Annotated in this window: 21 protein-coding genes; 12 read left to right on the forward strand and 9 right to left on the reverse strand. The window is 63.9% G+C overall.

The window, feature by feature from the left end:
• Positions 1–38 precede the first annotated feature (38 nt).
• Positions 39–1361, reverse strand: coding sequence for a DUF3422 family protein (locus EOB59_RS27865; protein ID WP_128289704.1), 1323 nt, complete (start codon positions 1359–1361; stop codon positions 39–41).
• Positions 1362–1563: 202 nt separating this feature from the next.
• Here EOB59_RS27865 and EOB59_RS27870 point away from each other — a divergent pair, with 202 nt between their 5' ends.
• Genes EOB59_RS27870 through EOB59_RS27880 form a run of 3 tightly spaced genes read left to right on the forward strand, consistent with a single transcriptional unit; the run spans position 1564 to position 4332 of the window.
• Entirely contained in the window at positions 1564–2367 is an 804-nt protein-coding gene (locus EOB59_RS27870) for an FCD domain-containing protein (RefSeq protein ID WP_127397229.1), read from the forward strand.
• 19 nt (positions 2368–2386) lie between these two features.
• Positions 2387–3523 (forward strand): alpha-hydroxy acid oxidase, encoded by a 1137-nt coding sequence (locus EOB59_RS27875; RefSeq protein ID WP_127397228.1) that lies wholly within the window; start codon positions 2387–2389, stop codon positions 3521–3523.
• Positions 3524–3558: 35 nt separating this feature from the next.
• Positions 3559–4332: a metallophosphoesterase gene (locus tag EOB59_RS27880; RefSeq protein WP_127807765.1), complete on the forward strand. Its 774-nt coding sequence runs from the start codon at positions 3559–3561 to the stop codon at positions 4330–4332.
• Positions 4333–4371: 39 nt separating this feature from the next.
• Here EOB59_RS27880 and EOB59_RS37235 read toward each other — a convergent pair whose 3' ends face one another.
• Positions 4372–4503: a hypothetical protein gene (locus EOB59_RS37235; protein WP_256750304.1), complete on the reverse strand. Its 132-nt coding sequence runs from the start codon at positions 4501–4503 to the stop codon at positions 4372–4374.
• A 292-nt stretch (positions 4504–4795) separates the two neighbouring features.
• Positions 4796–5494, reverse strand: a complete 699-nt coding sequence (locus EOB59_RS27890) for a type 1 glutamine amidotransferase (protein WP_128289705.1) — start codon at positions 5492–5494, stop codon at positions 4796–4798.
• A gap of 87 nt (positions 5495–5581) precedes the next feature.
• On the opposite strand from EOB59_RS27890, the gene EOB59_RS27895 reads away from it, so the two are divergent.
• The 6 genes from EOB59_RS27895 to EOB59_RS27920 all read left to right on the forward strand — a co-directional run bounded on the left by EOB59_RS27895 (position 5582) and on the right by EOB59_RS27920 (position 10125).
• On the forward strand, positions 5582–6229 hold the full coding sequence (locus EOB59_RS27895; RefSeq protein ID WP_128289706.1) for a hypothetical protein: 648 nt from the start codon (positions 5582–5584) through the stop codon (positions 6227–6229).
• 31 nt (positions 6230–6260) lie between these two features.
• On the forward strand, positions 6261–6995 hold the full coding sequence (locus tag EOB59_RS27900) for a 16S rRNA (uracil(1498)-N(3))-methyltransferase (protein WP_127382521.1): 735 nt from the start codon (positions 6261–6263) through the stop codon (positions 6993–6995).
• Positions 6996–7139: 144 nt separating this feature from the next.
• Positions 7140–8513 (forward strand): glutamate--cysteine ligase, encoded by a 1374-nt coding sequence (locus EOB59_RS27905; protein ID WP_127408760.1) that lies wholly within the window; start codon positions 7140–7142, stop codon positions 8511–8513.
• 100 nt (positions 8514–8613) lie between these two features.
• Positions 8614–9657 carry a DUF937 domain-containing protein gene (locus EOB59_RS27910; RefSeq protein WP_128289707.1) on the forward strand — a complete coding sequence of 348 codons (1044 nt, stop codon included), beginning with the start codon at positions 8614–8616 and terminating at the stop codon, positions 9655–9657.
• 29 nt (positions 9658–9686) lie between these two features.
• Positions 9687–9917 (forward strand): type II toxin-antitoxin system HicA family toxin, encoded by a 231-nt coding sequence (locus tag EOB59_RS27915; protein WP_127807769.1) that lies wholly within the window; start codon positions 9687–9689, stop codon positions 9915–9917.
• Positions 9904–10125 carry a type II toxin-antitoxin system HicB family antitoxin gene (locus EOB59_RS27920; protein ID WP_050589468.1) on the forward strand — a complete coding sequence of 74 codons (222 nt, stop codon included), beginning with the start codon at positions 9904–9906 and terminating at the stop codon, positions 10123–10125. Before EOB59_RS27915 ends, EOB59_RS27920 begins: the two co-directional genes overlap by 14 nt.
• A 145-nt stretch (positions 10126–10270) precedes the next feature.
• Here EOB59_RS27920 and EOB59_RS27925 read toward each other — a convergent pair whose 3' ends face one another.
• Positions 10271–10561 carry a DUF1127 domain-containing protein gene (locus EOB59_RS27925; RefSeq protein WP_127382518.1) on the reverse strand — a complete coding sequence of 97 codons (291 nt, stop codon included), beginning with the start codon at positions 10559–10561 and terminating at the stop codon, positions 10271–10273.
• A gap of 177 nt (positions 10562–10738) precedes the next feature.
• On the opposite strand from EOB59_RS27925, the gene EOB59_RS27930 reads away from it, so the two are divergent.
• From EOB59_RS27930 to EOB59_RS27940, 3 genes are all read left to right on the forward strand, one after another.
• Entirely contained in the window at positions 10739–11695 is a 957-nt protein-coding gene (locus EOB59_RS27930; RefSeq protein WP_063170125.1) for a LysR substrate-binding domain-containing protein, read from the forward strand.
• Positions 11696–11778: 83 nt separating this feature from the next.
• Positions 11779–13410: an exodeoxyribonuclease VII large subunit gene (xseA, locus tag EOB59_RS27935; RefSeq protein WP_128289708.1), complete on the forward strand. Its 1632-nt coding sequence runs from the start codon at positions 11779–11781 to the stop codon at positions 13408–13410.
• 4 nt (positions 13411–13414) lie between these two features.
• The gene (locus tag EOB59_RS27940) at positions 13415–14533 is read left to right on the forward strand and encodes a P1 family peptidase (RefSeq protein ID WP_128289709.1); all 1119 of its coding nucleotides are present in this window, start codon (positions 13415–13417) and stop codon (positions 14531–14533) included.
• A gap of 69 nt (positions 14534–14602) precedes the next feature.
• On the opposite strand, the gene EOB59_RS27945 is transcribed toward EOB59_RS27940, so the two are convergent.
• From EOB59_RS27945 to eutB, 5 genes are all read right to left on the reverse strand, one after another.
• The gene (locus tag EOB59_RS27945) at positions 14603–14923 is read right to left on the reverse strand and encodes a hypothetical protein (RefSeq protein WP_245466428.1); all 321 of its coding nucleotides are present in this window, start codon (positions 14921–14923) and stop codon (positions 14603–14605) included.
• A 404-nt stretch (positions 14924–15327) separates the two neighbouring features.
• Positions 15328–16326, reverse strand: coding sequence for a N(2)-acetyl-L-2,4-diaminobutanoate deacetylase DoeB (gene doeB / locus EOB59_RS27950; protein WP_128289710.1), 999 nt, complete (start codon positions 16324–16326; stop codon positions 15328–15330).
• Between the two features lie 5 nt (positions 16327–16331).
• Entirely contained in the window at positions 16332–17510 is a 1179-nt protein-coding gene (gene doeA, locus EOB59_RS27955) for an ectoine hydrolase DoeA (RefSeq protein WP_128289711.1), read from the reverse strand.
• Between the two features lie 154 nt (positions 17511–17664).
• Positions 17665–18657 carry an ectoine utilization protein EutC gene (eutC, locus tag EOB59_RS27960; protein WP_128289712.1) on the reverse strand — a complete coding sequence of 331 codons (993 nt, stop codon included), beginning with the start codon at positions 18655–18657 and terminating at the stop codon, positions 17665–17667.
• Positions 18654–19622 (reverse strand): hydroxyectoine utilization dehydratase EutB, encoded by a 969-nt coding sequence (gene eutB, locus EOB59_RS27965; protein WP_245486788.1) that lies wholly within the window; start codon positions 19620–19622, stop codon positions 18654–18656. The genes eutC and eutB overlap by 4 nt, the downstream gene beginning before the upstream one ends.
• Positions 19623–19629: the final 7 nt, after the last annotated feature.

Genomic DNA, 19629 nt, shown 5'->3' on the forward strand with positions numbered 1-19629 from the left:
TGAGCCGACCCTCCCCACAAGGGGGAGGGTGAGCAGATCTATTCGCCGGGCGGCTTGCCGGGCTCGGAGTGCATCCGGCGCACGCGGCGTACGCCCCACCAGACCAGCAGGATGGCGACAGGCACCGAAGCCGCGGTAATGATCTCCGGTGCGAAGGCATGGCCGAAGATCGAGGCACCCTTGGCGACATAGCCGACAAGGCCGACCACATAATAGGAGACGGCGGCGACCGAGAGCCCCTCGACGGTCTGCTGCAGGCGCAGTTGCAGGCGGGCGCGGTTGTTCATCGAGGCAAGCAGGTCGCGGTTCTGCTTCTCGACCTCGACATCGACCCAGGTGCGCAGCAGCGTCGTGGCGCGGGTCAGTTTTCGCGACAGATTTTCCTGCCGCTCCTCGACCGAGCGGCAGGTGCGCATTGCGGGCGCCACCCGGCGCTGCAGGAACCCGCGCCATGTGTCATAGCCGGGCACAGCCTCTTCCTCGAGCGCCTCCAGCCGTTCGCCAACGATGCCGTTATAGGCGCGGCTGGCGCCGAAACGGTAAAGGCTCGATGCCGCGTCCGCCTCCAGCTCCGCCGCAAGTTCGGTCAGATCGGCCAGCAAGGTCTGGCTGTCGCGAGTCCCGGTGACCTTCATCTCCAACGTGGTCTGCGCCAGCCGGTCTTCGATGCGGCGGGCGCGGCCGGACAAGGTCAGCGCCAGCGGCAGGCCGAGCATGGCCAGCGTCCGATAGGTCTCGATGTCGATAAGCCGCTGCGACAACGCGCCGGTACGCGCCGGGGTCAAGCCGCGATCGAGCAGCAGCATGCGCGTCAGACCATCGCCGTCCTGGCGAAAATCGGTGATGATGGCCGCGTTTCCGCGCTCGACCAGCGAGTAGCACAAGCTGGTCGGATCGAAACCGGCTATCAGCTGCTCGCTCGCTTGCGTCCATTTGCGGATTTCGAGCCTGATGCCGGAGATGCAGGTTCCCGGCGGCGAAAACCCGTTGCCAAAGGGGGAGTCCTCCTGCGTCCTGCCGCTTTCGGAAAGCGGCCCTTCCCACAAATAGGTCGAGAACTCGGTGTGACGCTCCCAGCGCAGCGAGCCCTTGCCCCATTTCATGGCATGATGGCGGGCCTGGCGGTCGGGCGCGGCGATGCCGAGGCGCCGCGACAATTCGGAAAGCACCGCGTGGTCGACGCCCGAGCCACCCTCCGTCATGAAGGCGAGTTGCATCAGGACGCGTGGCTTTTCGATCAGCGGGTGCGGCCGGGCATGAACCTCGCCGAGTGCGCCGGGCCGGCCCTCATGCGCGGGAAAGCCCATGACGCTGCCCTTGGCGCGCGGCTGGAATTCGAGATCGGACGGGTCGTCTGACACGGCTTGTTCCCTGAGTTTCCTTGAACCTCTTGCACCCGCGTCCCTCTAGTGCCAATGGCCTGATGACGCAAACGGCAAAGGTAGCCGAAGATGATTGCATCGGGCGGAAAATCGGCCCGCTTTTGTCAATTGGATAAATAATTTGACCAGTTGGCGAGGCAGGCTCTATTCTGCGACACCGGTTCACCTTCCAGGCATTCTGTTGAGCGACATTTTTTCCAGGATCGAGCATTCGCGCACCGCCGACGAGGTGGTGCAGCAAATCGAGAGCCTCATCCTCGAAGGCGTGCTGCGCACCGGCGACCGGCTGCCGGGCGAGCGCGAGCTTGCACGCCAGTTCGACGTATCCCGGCCGATCCTGCGTGATGCGCTGAAGTCACTGGAAGGACGCGGCCTTTTGACGACAAGGCCCGGCGGCGGCACGCATGTCGCCGATGTCATCGGCCAGCTCTTCACCAAACCGGTGACGGACCTGATCTCGATGCACCGCAAGGCAGTGACCGATTATCTGGAATATCGCCGCGAGATCGAAGGGGTCGCGGCTGAATACGCGGCACGGCGCGCCACTGCGGACGACATGGCGCTGCTCGACAAGATCATGGCACGTATGGACGATGCGCACCGGACCGGCGACTTCGACGACGAGGCCGAGATCGATGTCGAGTTCCACCACGCGATCTGCGAATGCGCGCACAACATCATCCTTTTGCACACGTTGCGTTCCTGTTACCGGCTGTTGTCGGAGGGCGTGTTCCAGAACCGGCTGCTGGTGTTCAGCGTGCCCGGCGCGCGCGACGCCCTGCTGGCGCAGCACCGCGCGATCCATGCGGCGGTGAAGGCCGGCGATCCGGATGCTGCCCGGCAAGCGGCGATGGACCACATCACCTATGTCGAACGGTCGATGGCGGAAGCCGAGCGCAGCGGCGACTGGCAGCGCGTTTCGCGACTGAGGCTGAAGCAGCGGGTCGAAGCCACCGATACCGAACCTGCACGCAAACGCTCCTAGCTATCGAAACGGGAAGCCCATGAGCCAGATCCTGACCATCGCCGACCTCAAGGACCTCGCCCGCCGGCGCGTGCCGAAGATGTTCTTCGACTATGCCGATTCCGGTTCGTGGACCGAAAGCACGTATCGGGCCAACGAAGAGGACTTTCAGAAGATCAAGTTCCGCCAGCGCGTGCTCGTCGACATGGACAACCGTTCGCTGGCATCGACGATGATCGGCGAAAAAGTGTCGATGCCGGTGGCATTGGCGCCAACCGGCATGACCGGCATGCAGCACGCCAATGGCGAGATGGTGGCGGCTCAGGCGGCGGAGGAATTCGGCGTGCCGTTCACCTTGTCGACGATGAGCATCTGCTCCATCGAGGATGTCGCCTCGGTAACCACGAAGCCGTTCTGGTTTCAGCTCTATGTGCTGCGTGACAAGGAGTTCGTGCTCAACCTGATCGATAGGGCAAAGGCGGCGAAATGCTCGGCGCTCGTGCTGACGCTCGACCTGCAGATTCTCGGTCAGCGCCACAAGGACATCCGCAACGGGCTTTCGGCGCCACCCAAGCTGACGCTGACGAACATCGTCGACATGGCCATCCGCCCGCGCTGGTGCGCCGCCATGGCCGGCACGAAGCGGCGGACCTTCCGCAACATTGTCGGCCACGCCAAGGGCGTCGGCAACATGGCCTCGCTGGCATCGTGGACGACGGAGCAGTTCGACCCGCATCTGTCGTGGAAGGACGTCGCCTGGATCAAGGAGCGCTGGGGCGGCAAGCTGATCCTCAAGGGCATTCTCGACAAGGAGGACGCGCTGATGGCGGCCAAGACCGGGGCCGACGCGATCATCGTTTCCAACCATGGCGGGCGCCAGCTCGATGGTGCGTCGTCGTCGATCGGCGTTCTGGAAGAGATTGCCGACGCGGTCGGTGACACGATCGAAGTGCATATGGATGGCGGCATCCGCTCCGGCCAGGATGTCCTGAAGGCGCTTTGCCTAGGTGCCAAGGGAACCTATATCGGCCGGCCATTTCTTTACGGCCTGGGTGCGCTTGGCAAGGAAGGGGTTACCAAGGCGTTGGAAATCATCCGCAAGGAGATGGACATCACGCTGGCCCTGTGCGGAAAGCGTCTTGTCACCGACATGGGCAAGGACCAGCTCCGGCGCTAAGCCCGTGACCGCACGACCACGGAGACACCGAAAAATTGGCAGAACCCGGCATCCATTTTCTCGACGCGCATGGGCCGGAAGGTGTGCGTCTTTACGCGATCGGCGATGTCCACGGCCGGCTCGACCTGCTGGCCGCCATGCATCGGCGCATCAGGACCGAGATCGAGCAGGAGGCGCCTGCCGACTGGCGCGTCATCCATCTTGGCGACTATGTCGACCGCGGGCCGGACTCGAAGGGCGTCATCGATTTCCTGATCGAAGCGGAAGAGCGCGACCCTCGTCACCTGATGCTGGCCGGCAACCACGACATCGGTTTTCTCGACTTTCTCAAGACCCCTGACCCGGAAGGGCTTTTCATCCGGTTCGGCGGCATCCAGACGGCACAGTCTTACGGCGTGGCGATCAGTGAAGGCACAAGCGTGTGGTTCGGCAAGGCCGAATCGGCCGTGCGCAAAGGACATCAGGCCCTGGTCGAGGCCGTGCCGCAAAGCCACATCGACTTCCTGCGATCGCTGCCGTTCTCCGCGACTTTCGGGGACTTCTTCTTCTGTCATGCCGGCATCAGGCCGGGCAATCCTCTGGAGAAGCAAAGCCCGCAGGACCTGATCTGGATCCGCGACGTCTTCCACAACCACCCCGACCTCTATCCGAAGATCGTGGTGCACGGCCACACGCCGGTGCCGGAGGCGGAAGTGATGGCCAACCGCGTCAATGTCGACACGCTTGCCTGGCAATCAGGCATGCTGAGCGCGCTCGTCGTCGACGGCGCGGACAAACGCATCCTGACAATGACGATCAAGGAAGCTTGAGCGTCGCCCGTCGGAGGACGCGAAAGACGCTTCCCGCTTTTAGCGCAGAGAGGCGGTGACGCCGTAACCGTCGACGGCGTTGTGGTTGCTGGCTGCGTCGGCGGCATAGATGCCGAGACCGCACAGCACGATGGCGGACAACATGGCAAAGGACAGAAGCGCTGCTTTCACGGAGGTCATCTCTTGTTGAGCTTTCTGCATCTGTGCACCAGGCGGTTACCAATGCGTTGAAACGGAGAATTCGCTTCAAAGTTTCGACGATTTTGCGCTTCTAGGCATGTTCTGTATCAACGGTGTGTCGCGCGGGTCACACAAAGGTTCATAGCCGTTGCACAGAAGATGCAGAGCGCGCGCCTTCTAGGATGGCGGGCGGACACAAGCCAAGAATGAAACGGTTTTCCCCAGGCGGTTTCACCGCTGCGTGCCAATTATGTCACGCTGGAGGGTACGGAGAGGCCAACACTCAGATGGTCGCTACCCAGGCACGGGCAATGGCGAGGCCAGCGGCATCCGCATCGGGCCCGTTGCGGGCCATTTCGCCATCGAGCTTGCCGGCCCAGTCGGGATGGCGAGCGGCGATGGTCGGGGCAAAGGACGTGCTCCAGTCCTCGACCATCGGCCGGTCGGCCTCGAAATGGAACTGGAAACCGTAGACGGCGCGTCCGACGCGAAATGCCTGGTTCTCGGCGACATCGTTGCCGGCAAGCCGCACGGCGGCCTCGGGCAGCACGAAGGTGTCGTCATGCCACTGGAAGATCGGGAATTTCTCCGGCAGCGCGCCCAGCACCGGATCGCCCTTGGCGTCCGCCGTCAGCGATACGCCGCGCCAACCGAACTCATTGGCGGCGCCGATGCGGTTTTCGCCGCCGAAGGCACGGGCGACGAGTTGGCTGCCCAGGCAGATGCCGAGCACGGCGCGATCCTTGTCGGCAAAGTCGCGGGTCAGTTCGAGCAGTGCCGGGAAATAGGGGTACTCATCGTCGGCCAGCGCGTTCTGGCCGCCGCCGAGCACGATCATGGCATCATGCCCGGCCGCGTCATCCGGCAGGGGATCGCCTTTGTAAGGGAGACGCAGGTCGAGATCGGCACCCGCTTCCGCAAGTGCTGCGCCGACCTGGCCGAGGCCGGTATTGTCGTAGTTCTGCACCACCAGCACCCGCATCACAAAACCCTGCTGACATGAAAAGATGCGAGGAGCGATATCATGCCGCTCGCATTGCAGCCAAGATGCGTGTCCGGAGAGAAAACTATGCCACTGCAGAACCGGGTCGATCCGTACGGTACCATCCACGCTGTGCCCGATCGCGGCATGTTCACCGGCAATCGCGGCATCATCCACGATCCCGAGACCAAGACGCTCAAGAAGAAGCGCTGGGCGCTTCCGGCCTGGATCATCTGCGTCCGCCAATTCCGCGATGTGCGGCGCGAGCCGATGGGCCGCAACCGGAAGGGCGGCAAAGCGGGCTGGACCGAGCTGTTCTTCCTCGACGAAGTGACGGCACTGGCTGGCGGGCATCGCCCCTGCTTCTTTTGCCAGCGCGAACGGGCCAAGGATTTCGTCGGCCGCTTCGGCGAAGCTTTCGGCATTGCCGAACCGCGCGCGCCGATGGTCGACAAGCGGCTGCACAAGGAGCGGCTGGCCTCGGGCGGCAGGCCGCCAGGGGTTGCTGTTGAAGACCTTGCCGGCCTGCCGGACGGCGCCATGGTTGCGGATGGTCGCACTGTTTATGCCCTGCGTCGGGGCAAGACACTGCGCTGGTCCTTTGCCGGATATGGGCATCCCGGCGATTTCGGCCTGCTCAACGGCAAGACACTCTCGCTGCTGACGCCGGCCACGACGCTCGCCGTGCTGCGGCATGGCTTTCGGCCGGTGTGGCATCCTACCGCCGAGGCTTGACGCCGGCGGCCGGCTCGCTCATTCCTCGGCGATGCGCGCCAATTACAAGATGCAACGTCTGTTCGTGCCCGACGATCTCGCGCCGGATGTCGAGTTCGACGCTGGCCAACAGCAGAGCCACTATCTCCTGCATGTGCTGCGGCTTGGCGAAGGCGCCGAAATCCTGGTGTTCAATGGCCGCGACGGGGAGTGGTCAGCGGCCATATCAGCGAAGACGAAAAGGGCGGTGCGGCTGAAGGTGTCAGCGCTGCAGCGGCCGCAGCCGCCGCTGCCTGATCTCGTCTACTGCTTTGCGCCACTGAAGCAGGGCCGGCTCGACTATCTCGTGCAGAAGGCGGTCGAGATGGGCGCCGGCATCCTGCAGCCGGTCATCACCCAGCACACGCAAGTGGCCAAGCCGTCGATCGATCGCCTGCGCGCCAATGTCGTCGAAGCCGCCGAACAATGCGGCATCCTGGCGGTGCCTCAGGTGCGCGAAGCCGAAAAATTCGACCGCCTGCTGACCGGTTGGGACACAGAGCGACGGCTGATCTTCTGCGATGAGGATGCTTCGACCAACAATCCGCTGGCCGCGCTGCAGGCGGTCAAGGAAAAGAAGCTTGGGCTGCTGGTCGGGCCGGAGGGCGGTTTTTCCGACGACGAGCGCAAGATGCTGCGCGCCCTGCCCTTCGTCACCGCCATCCCGCTCGGCCCGCGTATCCTGCGCGCCGACACCGCGGCGGTGGCCGCGCTCGCGGTGATGCAGGCAACTGTCGGAGACTGGTGAGACGTCATCCCTTGCAAGGGATGCAGAGTTCCAGCAACGTTCAATTCCTGTTGACCTGTGGCTCAGGATTTTTCGCTTGATCGTCTGCTGACATTTCGTCCATTTACCGCCGGCGGTCATCCGGCCGCCTCTGAGGGTACCATCATGGCGCGCGATACGACCGATTTCCGCCCGATCGAAGGTGTCGACGAACTCGTCGAGCATCTGGCCGAAGGCAACAAGCCGCGCGACAAATGGCGCATCGGCACCGAGCACGAGAAATTCCCCTTCTATGTCGACGGCAATGCACCGGTCCCCTATGGCGGCGAGCGCGGCATCCGCGCCATTCTCGAAGGCATGCAGTCAAAGCTCGGCTGGGATCCGATCGTCGATGACGGCCGCATCATCGGCCTGGTCGAGCCGACCGGTCAGGGTGCGATTTCGCTGGAACCCGGCGGCCAGTTCGAGCTTTCCGGCGCACCGCTGGAAACGATCCACCAGACCTGCCGCGAGGGCAACGCCCATCTGGCGCAGGTGCGCGAGATCGCCGAGCCGATGGGCATCCGTTTCCTCGGCCTCGGCGGCAGCCCGAAATGGTCGCTGGCCGAGACGCCGAAAATGCCGAAATCGCGCTATGAGATCATGACGCGCTACATGCCCAAGGTCGGCACCAAGGGCCTCGACATGATGTACCGCACCTGCACGATCCAGGTGAATCTCGACTTCGAGAGCGAAGCCGACATGCGCCGCAAGATGCAGGTGTCGTTGAAGCTGCAGCCGCTGTCGACGGCATTGTTCGCCAATTCGCCTTTCACCGAAAGCCACCCGAACGGCTTGCAGAGCTGGCGCGGCGATATCTGGCGCGACACCGACAACCAGCGCTCGGGCCTGCTCGAATTCTGCTTCTCGCCCGATTTCGGTTTCGCCGACTATGTCGAATGGGCGCTCGACGTGCCGATGTATTTCGTCATCCGCGACGGCCGCTATCACGACATGACGCACGTCACCTTCCGTCAGTTCATGGCCGGGGCCGCGCGCAATGAAGTGCCGGACGGGCTGCCGACAATGGGCGACTGGGCGAACCATCTGTCGACGCTGTTCCCGGACGTGCGGCTGAAGCGCTTCCTCGAGATGCGCGGCGCCGATGGCGGGCCATGGCGGCGCATCTGCGCGCTGCCGGCCTTCTGGGTCGGATTGCTTTATGATGAGGCCGCACTCGATGCCGCCGAGGCGCTGACGTCGAGCTGGACGTATGAAGAAACGCTGGCGATGCGCAACGCCGTGCCGGAACAGGGCATTTCCGCACCGTTCCGCAACACCACGCTGCGCGAGATCGCGCGAGACGTGATGGTCATTTCCCGCATGGGCCTGAAGAACCGTGGCAAGAAGAACCGCGACGGCTACGACGAGACCTCGTTCCTCAACACGCTCGACGAAGTGGTGGCGCGCGGCACCACCAGCGCCGAGGAGATGCTGTCGGCCTATCACACGCGCTGGGGCGGTTCGATCGAGCCGGTGTTCATGGAATACGCCTATTAACCCTCGGATTTGACGCAGCCGATTGACCGGCAAAAGTCGCTTCAATCGGAAGTGGAAACAAACTAGGCTTCTTCGGCGAGGATTTCCGGAGGAGAGACCAATGCCTTCCTTGTTCGACATGCTGACACAGGCCCAGAACGGCAACGGCATGCAGGCGCTTGCCCAGCAATACGGGCTTTCGATGCAGCAGACGCAAGCCGCGGTTGCCGCATTGCTGCCGGCCTTTTCGCAGGGGCTGCAGCGCAACACAGCCGACCCTTACGGGCTCGGCGCCTTCATGACGGCGATGGCCAGCGGCCAGCACGCCAAGTATTTCGAGGACGCAACCCGGGCCTTCTCACCGCAAGGCGTCGATGAGGGCAACGGCATTCTCGGGCACCTGTTCGGCTCGAAAGACCTGTCGCGCGCCGTGGCCAGCCAGGCGGCGCAAGCCAGCGGCGTCAATCAGCAGATCCTGCAGCAGATGCTGCCGGCGATCGCCTCGATGGTCATGGGCGGGCTGTTCAAGCAGACGACAAATCAGATGCAGGCCGCCAGCGGTTTTGGCGGCGGCGGCAACAATCCGCTGGGCGAGATCATCGAGCAGATGATGCGGCAAGGCGGCGGCATGCAGGCCCCGGCGCCGCAGCCGCGCCAGGCGCCGGCACCCCAGAACCCGATGGACAACCCGCTCGGCAAGGTATTGCAGGACATGTTCGGCGGCGGTGCGCCTCAGCCACAGCCGCAAAGCCAGCCGCAGCCGCAGCCCAATCCCTACGGCGAAAATCCACTTGGCAAGGTGCTGCAGGACATGTTCGGCGGTGGCGCGCCTCAGCCGCAGCCGCAAGGGCGGGCGCAGCCGCAGCAGACACAAAGCCCCTACGGAGACAATCCGCTGGGGAAAAACTTCGAGGAGATGCTGCGGCAAGGTGGCGGTGGCTTAGGCGGCATCCCTGGCGGACAGCCGGCGCCGCAACAGCCTCAAGCGCCCCCACAGCAGCGTCAGGCACCGCAGCCACAGGCCGATCCGAGCGGCAGGCCGAAAAATCCGTTCGACGACCTGTTCGGCAAGATGTTCGAGACCGGCGCCCAGCAGCGTGACGACTACCAGAAGGGAGTCGAGACGATCTTCGACCAGTTCAAGCGGGATATGGACCGACGGTAGGCGACATCCGTGGGTAAGAGACTGGAGCAATGCGCCGCAATCCGCGCGGCGACTGGTCGATAGCCGATGTGAAGGCGGTTTGTGACGAAGCTGGTGTCCAATGCGTGCCGCCAAGGTCAGGCGGTTCACACTACAAGGTCTATCATTCGGCAATGACCGATATTTTGACTGTGCCTTTCAAACGGCCGATCAAACCCGTATATATCCGAAAGCTCGTGGCATTTATCGACGAGGCAAAGAGACATGATGGACAGACTTGAATATCCGGTCGTCATTGCGCCACTTTCTGCAGAGGATGGAGGCGGTTTTTCGGCTTTGGTGCCTGATCTGCCAGGTTGCGTGAGTGATGGCGACACTCCTGAAGAGGCCATCGCTAATGTCCAAGACGCCATAGCATCTTGGATAGAGGCCGCGCATGAGCTCGGCAGATCGATACCAAGGCCATCGCGAAAGCTGGCATTCGCCTGACAGCCAAAGGAAAAGCCCGGTCCTGGGAGGACCGGGCAGAGTGCAGGCGGGCCGGGGGGATCCGGCAGGGAGTGGGAGCCTGCATACTCGTCAGTCGCGTCGAACCCCGAAAAGGTTCGCGGCAACCTAAACAACAAGCATCAGATCAGGCCACCTTGCGAGCGATGTCCTCGATCGTTTCGATGCGATCGCTGGCGATTTCGCGCAGCATCGCCGTCGGGTCGCGGCCAAACGGCACGTCGATGGCGACGTGCAGGTCGCCGCGCGTCAGGCCGATATCGGCGAGTTCGGCGTCCGACATCTCGCCAAGACGGTAGAAGGCGCGGCGGTTTTTCCAGGCGCGGTAGACGTTGGAGACGGTGTTGGCCACGCGCGTCGCAACGGCCGGACGCGAGGTGATGCGCGAGGTCTCGGTGGCGAAATCGAACGTGGTCATGTCGGTCTCCTTCAGACTCGAACGGGCAAAACCAGGCGATCGGCGCTGGCGACAGCGACCGTTCCGGCTTCGATTCACATGCCTTCATGTGGACAATGCCAATTTGCCATCGGCCGATTGATTAATCCAACGAATGTTTCTAATCTTTACCATCAACACCAGTGATGGATCATGTCGATGAAATCGCCGCTCGATCTCGATCAGTTGCAGACCTTCATCTCGATCGCCGATACCGGCAGCTTCACCAGGGCGGCCGAAGAGGTGCACCGGACCCAGTCGGCGGTTTCGATGCAGATGCGTCGGCTGGAGGAGCGGCTCGGCAAGCCGCTGTTCGAAAAAGACGGGCGCACCAACAGATTGACCGAGGAAGGCGACAAGCTGCTTTCCTATGCGCGGCGGCTGCTCTATCTCAACCGTGAGACGCTGGCTGCCTTCGACGACCGGCGGCTCGAAGGCACGATCCGCATCGGCACGCCCGACGACTATGCCGACCGTTTCCTGCCCGAGATCATGGCGCGGTTCACGCGCTCCAATCCGCGCGTCGAACTGACCGTCATCTGCGAGCCGACGCCGGGGCTGGTCGAGCATATCAAGCGCGGCAATCTCGACCTCGCGCTGGTGACGCACAACGACGTACGCGGCCAGTCGGAGGTGGTGCGGCGCGAACCGCTGCTGTGGGTCACCTCGGCCAACCATGCGACGCATGAGCAGGAAACGCTGCCTATGGCCTTCGGCCGGCCGAACTGCATCTGGCGGCGCGCCGCCGTCGATGTGCTCGACCAGCAGAACCGCGACTATCGTATCCTGTTCACCAGTTTCTCGGCCACCGTCATCACCGCCGCGGTGCTTTCCGGGCTGGCGATCTCGGTGCTGCCGGAATGCGCGCTGCGGCCCGGCATGCGGGTGCTGGGCGAAGCCGACGGCTTCGGCGCCCTGCCCGATTGCCGCATCGGCATCATGCGCGGCCAGACGTCGCGGCCGGAGATCGTCGATGCGCTCGCCCGCCATATTTCGGAAAGCCTGGACAACATCTCCGTGCCGGTCGGTGAAGATCCCGGGACATTCGATTTCGCGGCACTCGCCTTCACCAAGCTGCGGCGAACCAAGCCGAACCAGATTCTGCCCGGCTGGTAGGCGGGGTCAGGTATGCGGGTTATGAACGGCTGGCCCGACGCAACCGCCTTGACGCGGGCGCCCAACCGTTCCCCAATCGACCGATGAGCGAAGCAGCATCCGAATCACGCACCAACGCCGCCGAATATACGGTGAGCGAGATTTCCGGCGCGCTGAAGCGCACGGTCGAGGACGTTTTCGGCAATGTGCGGGTGCGTGGCGAAATATCAGGCTACCGAGGACCGCATTCGTCCGGTCATGCTTATTTCGCGCTGAAGGACGACCGTGCCCGCCTCGACGCCGTGGTCTGGAAAGGCACGATGAGCCGGCTGAAATTCCGTCCCGAAGAGGGGATGGAGGTGATCGCCACCGGCAAGCTCACCACCTATCCCGGCAAGTCCAACTACCAGATCGTCATCGACAATCTGGAGCCTGCCGGCGCCGGCGCCCTGATGGCGCTGCTGGAGGAGCGCAAGCGGCGGCTACAGGCCGACGGGCTGTTCGATGCCGGCCGCAAGCGGTTGCTGCCCTTCATGCCGCTCGTCATCGGCGTCGTCACCTCGCCGACGGGGTCCGTCATCCGAGACATCATCCACCGCATCAAGGACCGCTTTCCGCTGCACATCCTGGTCTGGCCGGTGCGTGTTCAGGGCGAGACGTCAGGCGCGGAAGTCGCCGCCGCGGTCAACGGCTTCAACGCGCTGGCATGGGATGGCGCCGTCCAGCGTCCCGATCTGTTGATCGTGGCGCGTGGCGGCGGCAGCCTCGAAGACCTCTGGGGGTTCAACGACGAGGCGCTCGCCCGCGCGGTTGCCGCCTCCGGCATTCCGGTGATCTCGGCTGTCGGCCACGAGACCGACTGGACGCTGATCGACCTCGTCGCGGATGTGCGGGCCCCGACGCCGACGGGTGCGGCCGAAATCGCCGTGCCGGTGAAGGCCGATCTCGAAGCAACGCTTGCCAGTCTCGGTGCGCGGCTGAAAGCGGCGGTCCTGCGCAATTTCGAACGCAAGCGGCAGGCCGCCCGTGCCGCCGCCCGGGCTCTGCCCTCGCCCGATCAATTGCTGGCGCTGCCGCGGCGACGCCTCGATGAGGCGACATCCAGGCTTGGCCGGGGCCTGTTGGTCTCCACCGAACGCAAGCGTGCAAGGTTTTTTGCCGTAAAGCTGACACCGGCAATGCTGTCACAGCGCATTGCCGAGGCGCGGCGAACCAACGAGCGCAATCTTATGCGAGCACAAGGCGCGCTACGCGCGTTGGCAAGAGCCCGGCGTGCGGAGCTTAACCGAGCGGCGGATCAATTGCCAAAATGTGCCAGGGCATCGCTGCAGCGGCACAAGCAGCAACTGGCCATGCTGCAAGGCCGCATCACGATCGAGCCGACGGCACGGCGGCAACGCGTGCAGAGGGATTTGCTGACAGCTTTGACAAGACGCGGCACGCAAGCAGTGGTGCTCAGGCTGGAGCGCCTGCGCGGCCGCGTCGTCCAGGCCGACAGGTTGATGGCGTCGCTGTCGCACAAGGCCGTCCTGGCGCGCGGCTTTGCGCTGGTGAGGGATGCGGATGGCGCGGTGATCAAGCAGGCTGCCGAGGTGGCGTCGGGAATGGCGCTTTCGCTCGAGTTCGCCGACGGCATCGCCGATGCGGTGGCGATCACCGGCACGGCAAAACCGAAAGCCGTGGCCAAGCCGGCGGCCAAGGCCAAGGAGCCGGGCAATCAGGGATCCCTGTTCTGAGACCATGACCGACAATCCGCATCATCTGACAACACCCTCGGGCAAACCGCGCGCGCGAAATTTCGGCATCGGCTTCGATGGGCGGCCCGGACCGTTTAACGCGATCACCGATGTGCCCGGCGTGACGGTCGGCTATGCGACGCTGATTTCGGGCGATGGCGCGCTTGTCGTCGGCGAGGGACCGGTGCGCACCGGCGTGACCGCGATCCTGCCCAGGCCGCTCGCCGACCTCGCCACGCCGGTCTTCGCCGGCATTTTCAGCCAGAACGGAAACGGCGAACTGACCGGCTCGCACATCGTCGAGGAAACCGGCGCTTTCAACTTCCCGATCACCATTACCAACACCCATTCCTGCGGTGTCTCACGCGACGGCACGCTGCGCTGGATGCAAAGCGTGCTGCCGGCCGCACTCGACAGCGGCTGGGGGCTGCCGGTGGCGGCGGAGACCTATGACGGCTTCCTCAACGACATCAACGGCCATCATTTGACGTCAGCGCATGTTGCGCAGGCCCTCGACGGCGCCGCCGCCGGACCGATCGAGGAAGGCAGCGTCGGCGGCGGTACCGGCATGATCACCTTCGGCTTCAAGGCCGGCTCCGGCACGGCGTCGCGCATCGTCGAATGGCAAGGCCGTGCCTACACCGTCGGCGCCTTCGTACAGTCTAATTTTGGAAAACGGCGCAATATCACCATTCGCGGCCTGCGCGCCGGGCCGGAGCTTCTCGAACCGGCGGTCCGCGAAGGCACACCGCGTGCTGAAAAGGGCTCGATCATTGCCGTCGTCGCCACCGACGCACCGTTCCTGCCGCATCAGATGAAGCGGCTGGCCCGCCGGGTGCCGCTCGGCGTCGCCATGACCGGCGGCTTCGGCTATCACAGTTCAGGCGACATTTTTATCGCCTTCTCGACCGCCAATGCGAGCGCGGCGCTGGCGCCCTCCGGCCGCATCGCCAGCGCCGATTTTATTCCGGACACCGATATCGATCCGTTTTTCGATGCAGTGATCCAGACCGTGGAGGAAGCAATCCTCAACGCGCTGGTTGCCAATGACGATATGACCGGACGCGACGGGAATTTCGTGCCGGCGCTGCCGAAGACGTGGCTGAAGGAGAAGTTTGGCTGAAGACAAAAACGCGGGCCACAAGCCCGCGCTGGAACACGTCGCCGCTATGCGATCATTCCGCGGCTTTGATCATTCCGCGGCTTTTCCGGGGGCCTGCTGGCTTTCCTCGGCCTCGGCCGCTTCCTCAAGCCGGGATGCGATAAGTTCCTGGATATCGCCGACTTCTTCCTGGATGTCCTCCAGCGGGATGCCGACCTCGGCCGCCTCGGCGGCGCACTCCTTGGCCAGGGTTTCGGCCTGCTTGTCGATCCTTGCCTGGGAGGACTGGCAATGGACCTTTTCGCCGATCCATCCCCGCAAGAATTCGATGGCGTGTTCACTCATACTGCTGTTCCCTGGCGGCAAAGCCGGTTGGTAATCACAAACGTCGACATCCCGCAAAGGATGCATGTCCCCATTCCAGCCGAGTCGCGGTCGTCCGGCAAGCCAATGCCGTCCAAGGTCCACAGAGCCATAGGAAATCGAGGGGTCAAGAGCATTTTCTGATTCTGGAGGGGTCGGTACCGTTGGCTGGGTCACGCCCAGCGCTGCGCCACTGTTTCTATTTGCTTTTTTCCGGTTTCCGAGCCGATTTCCGTCACAATAGATGGCACAACACACTACACATTCACAGTTGCTTCGAGGTGCTGCCCTCGGGCGCGCAGGTCGAAGCCGCCGCTATATAGTGACATCCTCCTGCAATGTCGACTCCGCTCGCCATGCTGCTTCTTTCCGCCGCGCCGAAGGCTCCGCAACGGATCAAGAGCAAGTGACGATGGACGCGAACCGGGTGGAGCAAGCCTCGGCGGAATCGCTCAGACGTGCACAGCCACCACCGCCGCGCAGTCGCCGGCCTTGACCAGCCCGGGGAAATGCCGCGCCGCCAGCATGCCCGACATTTTTGCCCGGATTTCCTGGGGAGCGATGCCGGTGCGGCCGGTGGAATGAATGCGTGCCAGCACCGAGCCTTCTTCGACTGGCTCACCGAGATCGACCATGGTTTCGATCATGCCGTCATCTTCGGCGAAGGAGAAACAATCGCCCGACGGCATGTCGAGCCACTGGGTTCGAGTCTTCTCGACCGCACCATCTACAATGCCCGCATGGCGCAGTACGTTGAGAATGCCGCGCCGCGCGATCCGCACGGTCTGCGCGCGCGACGTGCCGCCGCCGCCCAGCTCGGTGCTGACGAAGACCTTGCCCATCTCCTCGGCTGCCGTGTCATACATGCCGACGGCGTCGATCTCGATCATGCGCATCGAGAACGGGGCGGCGAAGGCCGCGACCGCGTCGAAGGCTTTCTGTTCCAGCGCCTTGTCGGGCAAAGTATGCGCGGCGCAGAACGGCACGAAGTCCAGCGTCTTGCCGCCGGAATGGAAGTCGAACACGATGTCGGCGCGGGGGAGCAGCTCACGCTGGAAATAGTCGGCGATCTTCTCGGTCACCGTCCCGTCCGGCCGGCCGGGAAAGCTGCGGTTCATGTTGCCCTTGTCGATCGGCGAGGTGCGCGTGCCGGCGCGAAAGGCCGGATAGTTCATGGCCGGCACGATGATCACCGTGCCGCTGACTTGCTTGGGATCGAGGGTCCTGGCGAGATCGTAGAGGGCCAGCGGCCCCTCATACTCGTCGCCATGGTTGCCGCCGGTCAGCAGCGCTGCCGGCCCGTTGCCGTTGCGGATGACGCAGATCGGGATCATAACCGAGCCCCACGCGGAATCGTCGCGGCTGTAGGGCAAGCGCAGGAAACCGTGCTGAATGCCGTCGCGGTCGAAATCGACGGTCGGCGCGATCGGCGACGGGCGGGTGCTGGACATCGGGCTCAATCCTTCACCACCAGCTTGCGCGGCACATTGGCCAGGCACTCCACACCGGTTTCGGTGATCAGGATGGACTCGGTGATCTCCAGTCCCATCGTTTCCAGCCACAGGCCGGTCATGAAATGGAAGGTCATGCCGGGCTTGAGCTCGGTGCGGTCGCCGGGACGCAGGCTCATCGTGCGCTCGCCCCAGTCCGGCGGATAGGACAGGCCGATCGAGTAGCCGGTGCGGTTGTCCTTGACGATACCGTATCGCTTGAGGACACCGAAGAAGGCGTTGGCGATGTCCTCGCAGGCGTTGCCGGGTTTCGCGGCAGCCAGCCCGGCTTCCATACCTTCCAGCGTCGCCTTCTCGGCATCGAGGAATTCCTGCGTCGGCTTGCCTAGGAAGACGGTGCGCGACAGCGGGCAGTGATAGCGGTTGTAGCAGCCGGCGATCTCGAAGAAAGTGCCCTCGCCCCGCTTCATCGGTCTGTCGTCCCAGGTCAGATGCGGCGCCGAGGCATCGGCACCCGACGGCAGCAGCGGCACGATCGCCGGATAGTCGCCGCCAATTCCGTCGACGCCGCGCGTGCCGGCATCATAGATTTCGGCGACGAGATCGCATTTGCGCATGCCGACCTCGATCTTGTCGAAGATGCGCTGATGCATGGCCTCGACGATGCGGGCCGCCTTGCGCATATAATCGATCTCGGTCGGGCTCTTCACCGCACGCTGCCAGTTGACCAGCGCGGTGGCATCGACAAAGCGGGCATTGGGCAAATGCTTCTGCAGCGACGCAAAGGCGGCCGCCGAGAACCAGTAATTGTCCATTTCGACGCCGACTGTCAGCTTGCCCCAGCCGCGCTCCGCAAGCACGCTGGCCAAAAAATCCATCGGGTGGCGCTCGGTCGACTGCACATAGTGATCGGCATAGCCGACGATATTGTCGTGCGCGAGATAGGCGGTGCGCTTGGCGCCGTTGGCGTCCTGGCCGCGGCCGTACCAGACCGGCTCGCCCGAAGGCGGCACGATAACCGCCTGATGCACATAGAACGACCAGCCGTCATAGCCGGTCAACCAGGCCATGTTGGAAGGATCGCTGACAACAAGAAGATCGACGCCCTTGGCCTCCATGGCCTTGCGTGTCTTGGCGAGGCGATCCGCATATTCGCCGCGCGAGAATCTCAGGTTCGGTTGCATTGTTCTTGGTCCTCGTTTGTTGGGCCTTGCGGCCGGTATCAGCTTTGAATCCAACTCGTCGTTCTTGTTTGAGCGTGATCTCTGGACAAACGGAAAACCGTTTGTCCGAGAAAACCGGTTCCCACTTTTCCGGATCATGCTCCTGCGGCCAGCATCAGCTTTCGAAGATGGCCCCGGAACCGGCCACCCGCGCACGGTCTCGAGCGAGCGTGGCGATCGCCGTGTCCTGGACGCCAGTGCCGGTGAGATCGGCGATGGTGATGTCGCTGGCCGAGCGCCGTCCGTGTTTCGCGCCGGCGATGATCTGGCCGAGTTCGGTCACCTCTTCCTCGGCGGCCATCACGCCCGCCGCGATTGCATGATGCAGCTCACCCAGCCGCTTTGTCTGGCGGCCACTGTCAGCGGCATAGAGATCGGCCATGCGCAGGATTGCCGGCGCGATCTCGTTCTTGTGCTCGGCGTCCGATCCCATCGCGGTGATGTGCTGCCCTGCGGAAACGAAGCCGGCCTTGATCAGCGGCTCGGTCGAAGGCGTCGTGGTGACGATGATGTCGGCGCCGGCGACCGCGTTTGCCGCGTCCGGCTCGGCGCGCACGAGAATGCCGAGCTTTTCGCGCAAGGCTCCGGCTGTCGCCTCGGCCTTTGCCGCATCGCGCGCCCAGATGCGCGCCTCGGTGATCGGCCGCACCAGCATGAGTGCTTCCAGTTGCAGCCCGGCCTGTACGCCCGCGCCGAAGATCGCGGCAACGGACGAGTCCTGCCGCGACAGATGTTTGGCGGCGACGGCGCCGGCAGCAGCGGTTCGGATATCCGTGAGATAGCCGTTGTCGAGCAGCAGCGCTTCGACCAGGCCGGTTTTGGACGACAGCAGCACCATCATGCCGTTGACGCTGGGCAGGCCGAGCTTCGGATTGTCGAAGAAGCCGGGGCTGATCTTGATGGCGAAACCGTCAATGCCGGGCACATAGGCGGTCTTCACGTCGACCTCGCCGCGATGCTCGGGAATGTCTAGCCGCAGGATCGGCGGCATCGCCACCGGCAGAGTGTCAAGCGCACGGAAGGCGTTTTCGACGCAGGCGACGACATCGAGATCGAGTGTCACGATCGCCCGCAACTCTTTCTCGGTAAGGATGGTCATCCGGCTCATGCGGCGCGCTCCTTGAGCGATGGCGCTACGCCGCAAACGATTGTGCGGTGCGCGTCCATATCGATGTTGCGACCGGACAGCAGAACAACCACCGGCCCGTCCGACCTGACCTTGCCGGCCAGCAGTGCGGCGATGCCGACAGCGCCCGCGCCCTCGACGATTTCGCGCTCCTGCGCATAGGCGTGACGGATTCCGGCGGCGATCTCGTCTTCGCTGAGCAGGACGACATCGTCGAGCAGGTCGCGGCACATAGCGAAGGTCAGCCGGTTGTCGAGGCCGATGCCACCACCGAGCGAATCCGCCAGCGTCGGCAATTCTTCCACCAGCACCGGCTGGCCGGCATCGAGGCTGGCCTTCATCGCCGCGCCACGCGCCATCGAGACACCGATGACTTTTGTCCGGGGGTCGACGCCTTTGATGGCCGCGGCAACGCCTGAGGCGAGCCCACCGCCGGAGAGCTGGACCAGAACGAGGGCGGCATCCGGAACCTGCTCGATCATCTCAAGCCCGAGCGTGCCTTGCCCGGCGATAATGTCGGGATGGTCGAAGGGCGGCAGCATCACCAGCCCCTCTTGCGCCACCAGCCGATCGACCTCCTGCTGGGCATCGTCCTGGCTGTCGCCGATAATGCGGACCTCCGCGCCAAGCCGGCGGATCTCGTCGAGCTTGTTGCCGGGCACCAGGCGCGACATGCAGATTACGGCGCGCATGCCTTCAAGCTTCGCCGCATGCGCCAGCGCGCGGCCATGATTGCCGGTCGAGGCCGCGACCACGCCCCGCGCCTTCTGTTCGGCGTTCAACGAGGCGACGGCGTTCGAGGCGCCACGTAGCTTGAAGCTGCCGGTGGTCTGCCGGTGTTCGAGCTTGAGGTGAACGGGGACGCCCAGTTGTTCGGAAAGGCTCGGGGACAGCACGGTCGGCGTGCGCTCGACTTTGCCGGCGATACGGTCACAGGCGATACGGATGTCCGCT

This window comes from Mesorhizobium sp. M7A.F.Ca.MR.176.00.0.0 (genome assembly GCF_004023165.1).
GTDB lineage: Bacteria > Pseudomonadota > Alphaproteobacteria > Rhizobiales > Rhizobiaceae > Mesorhizobium.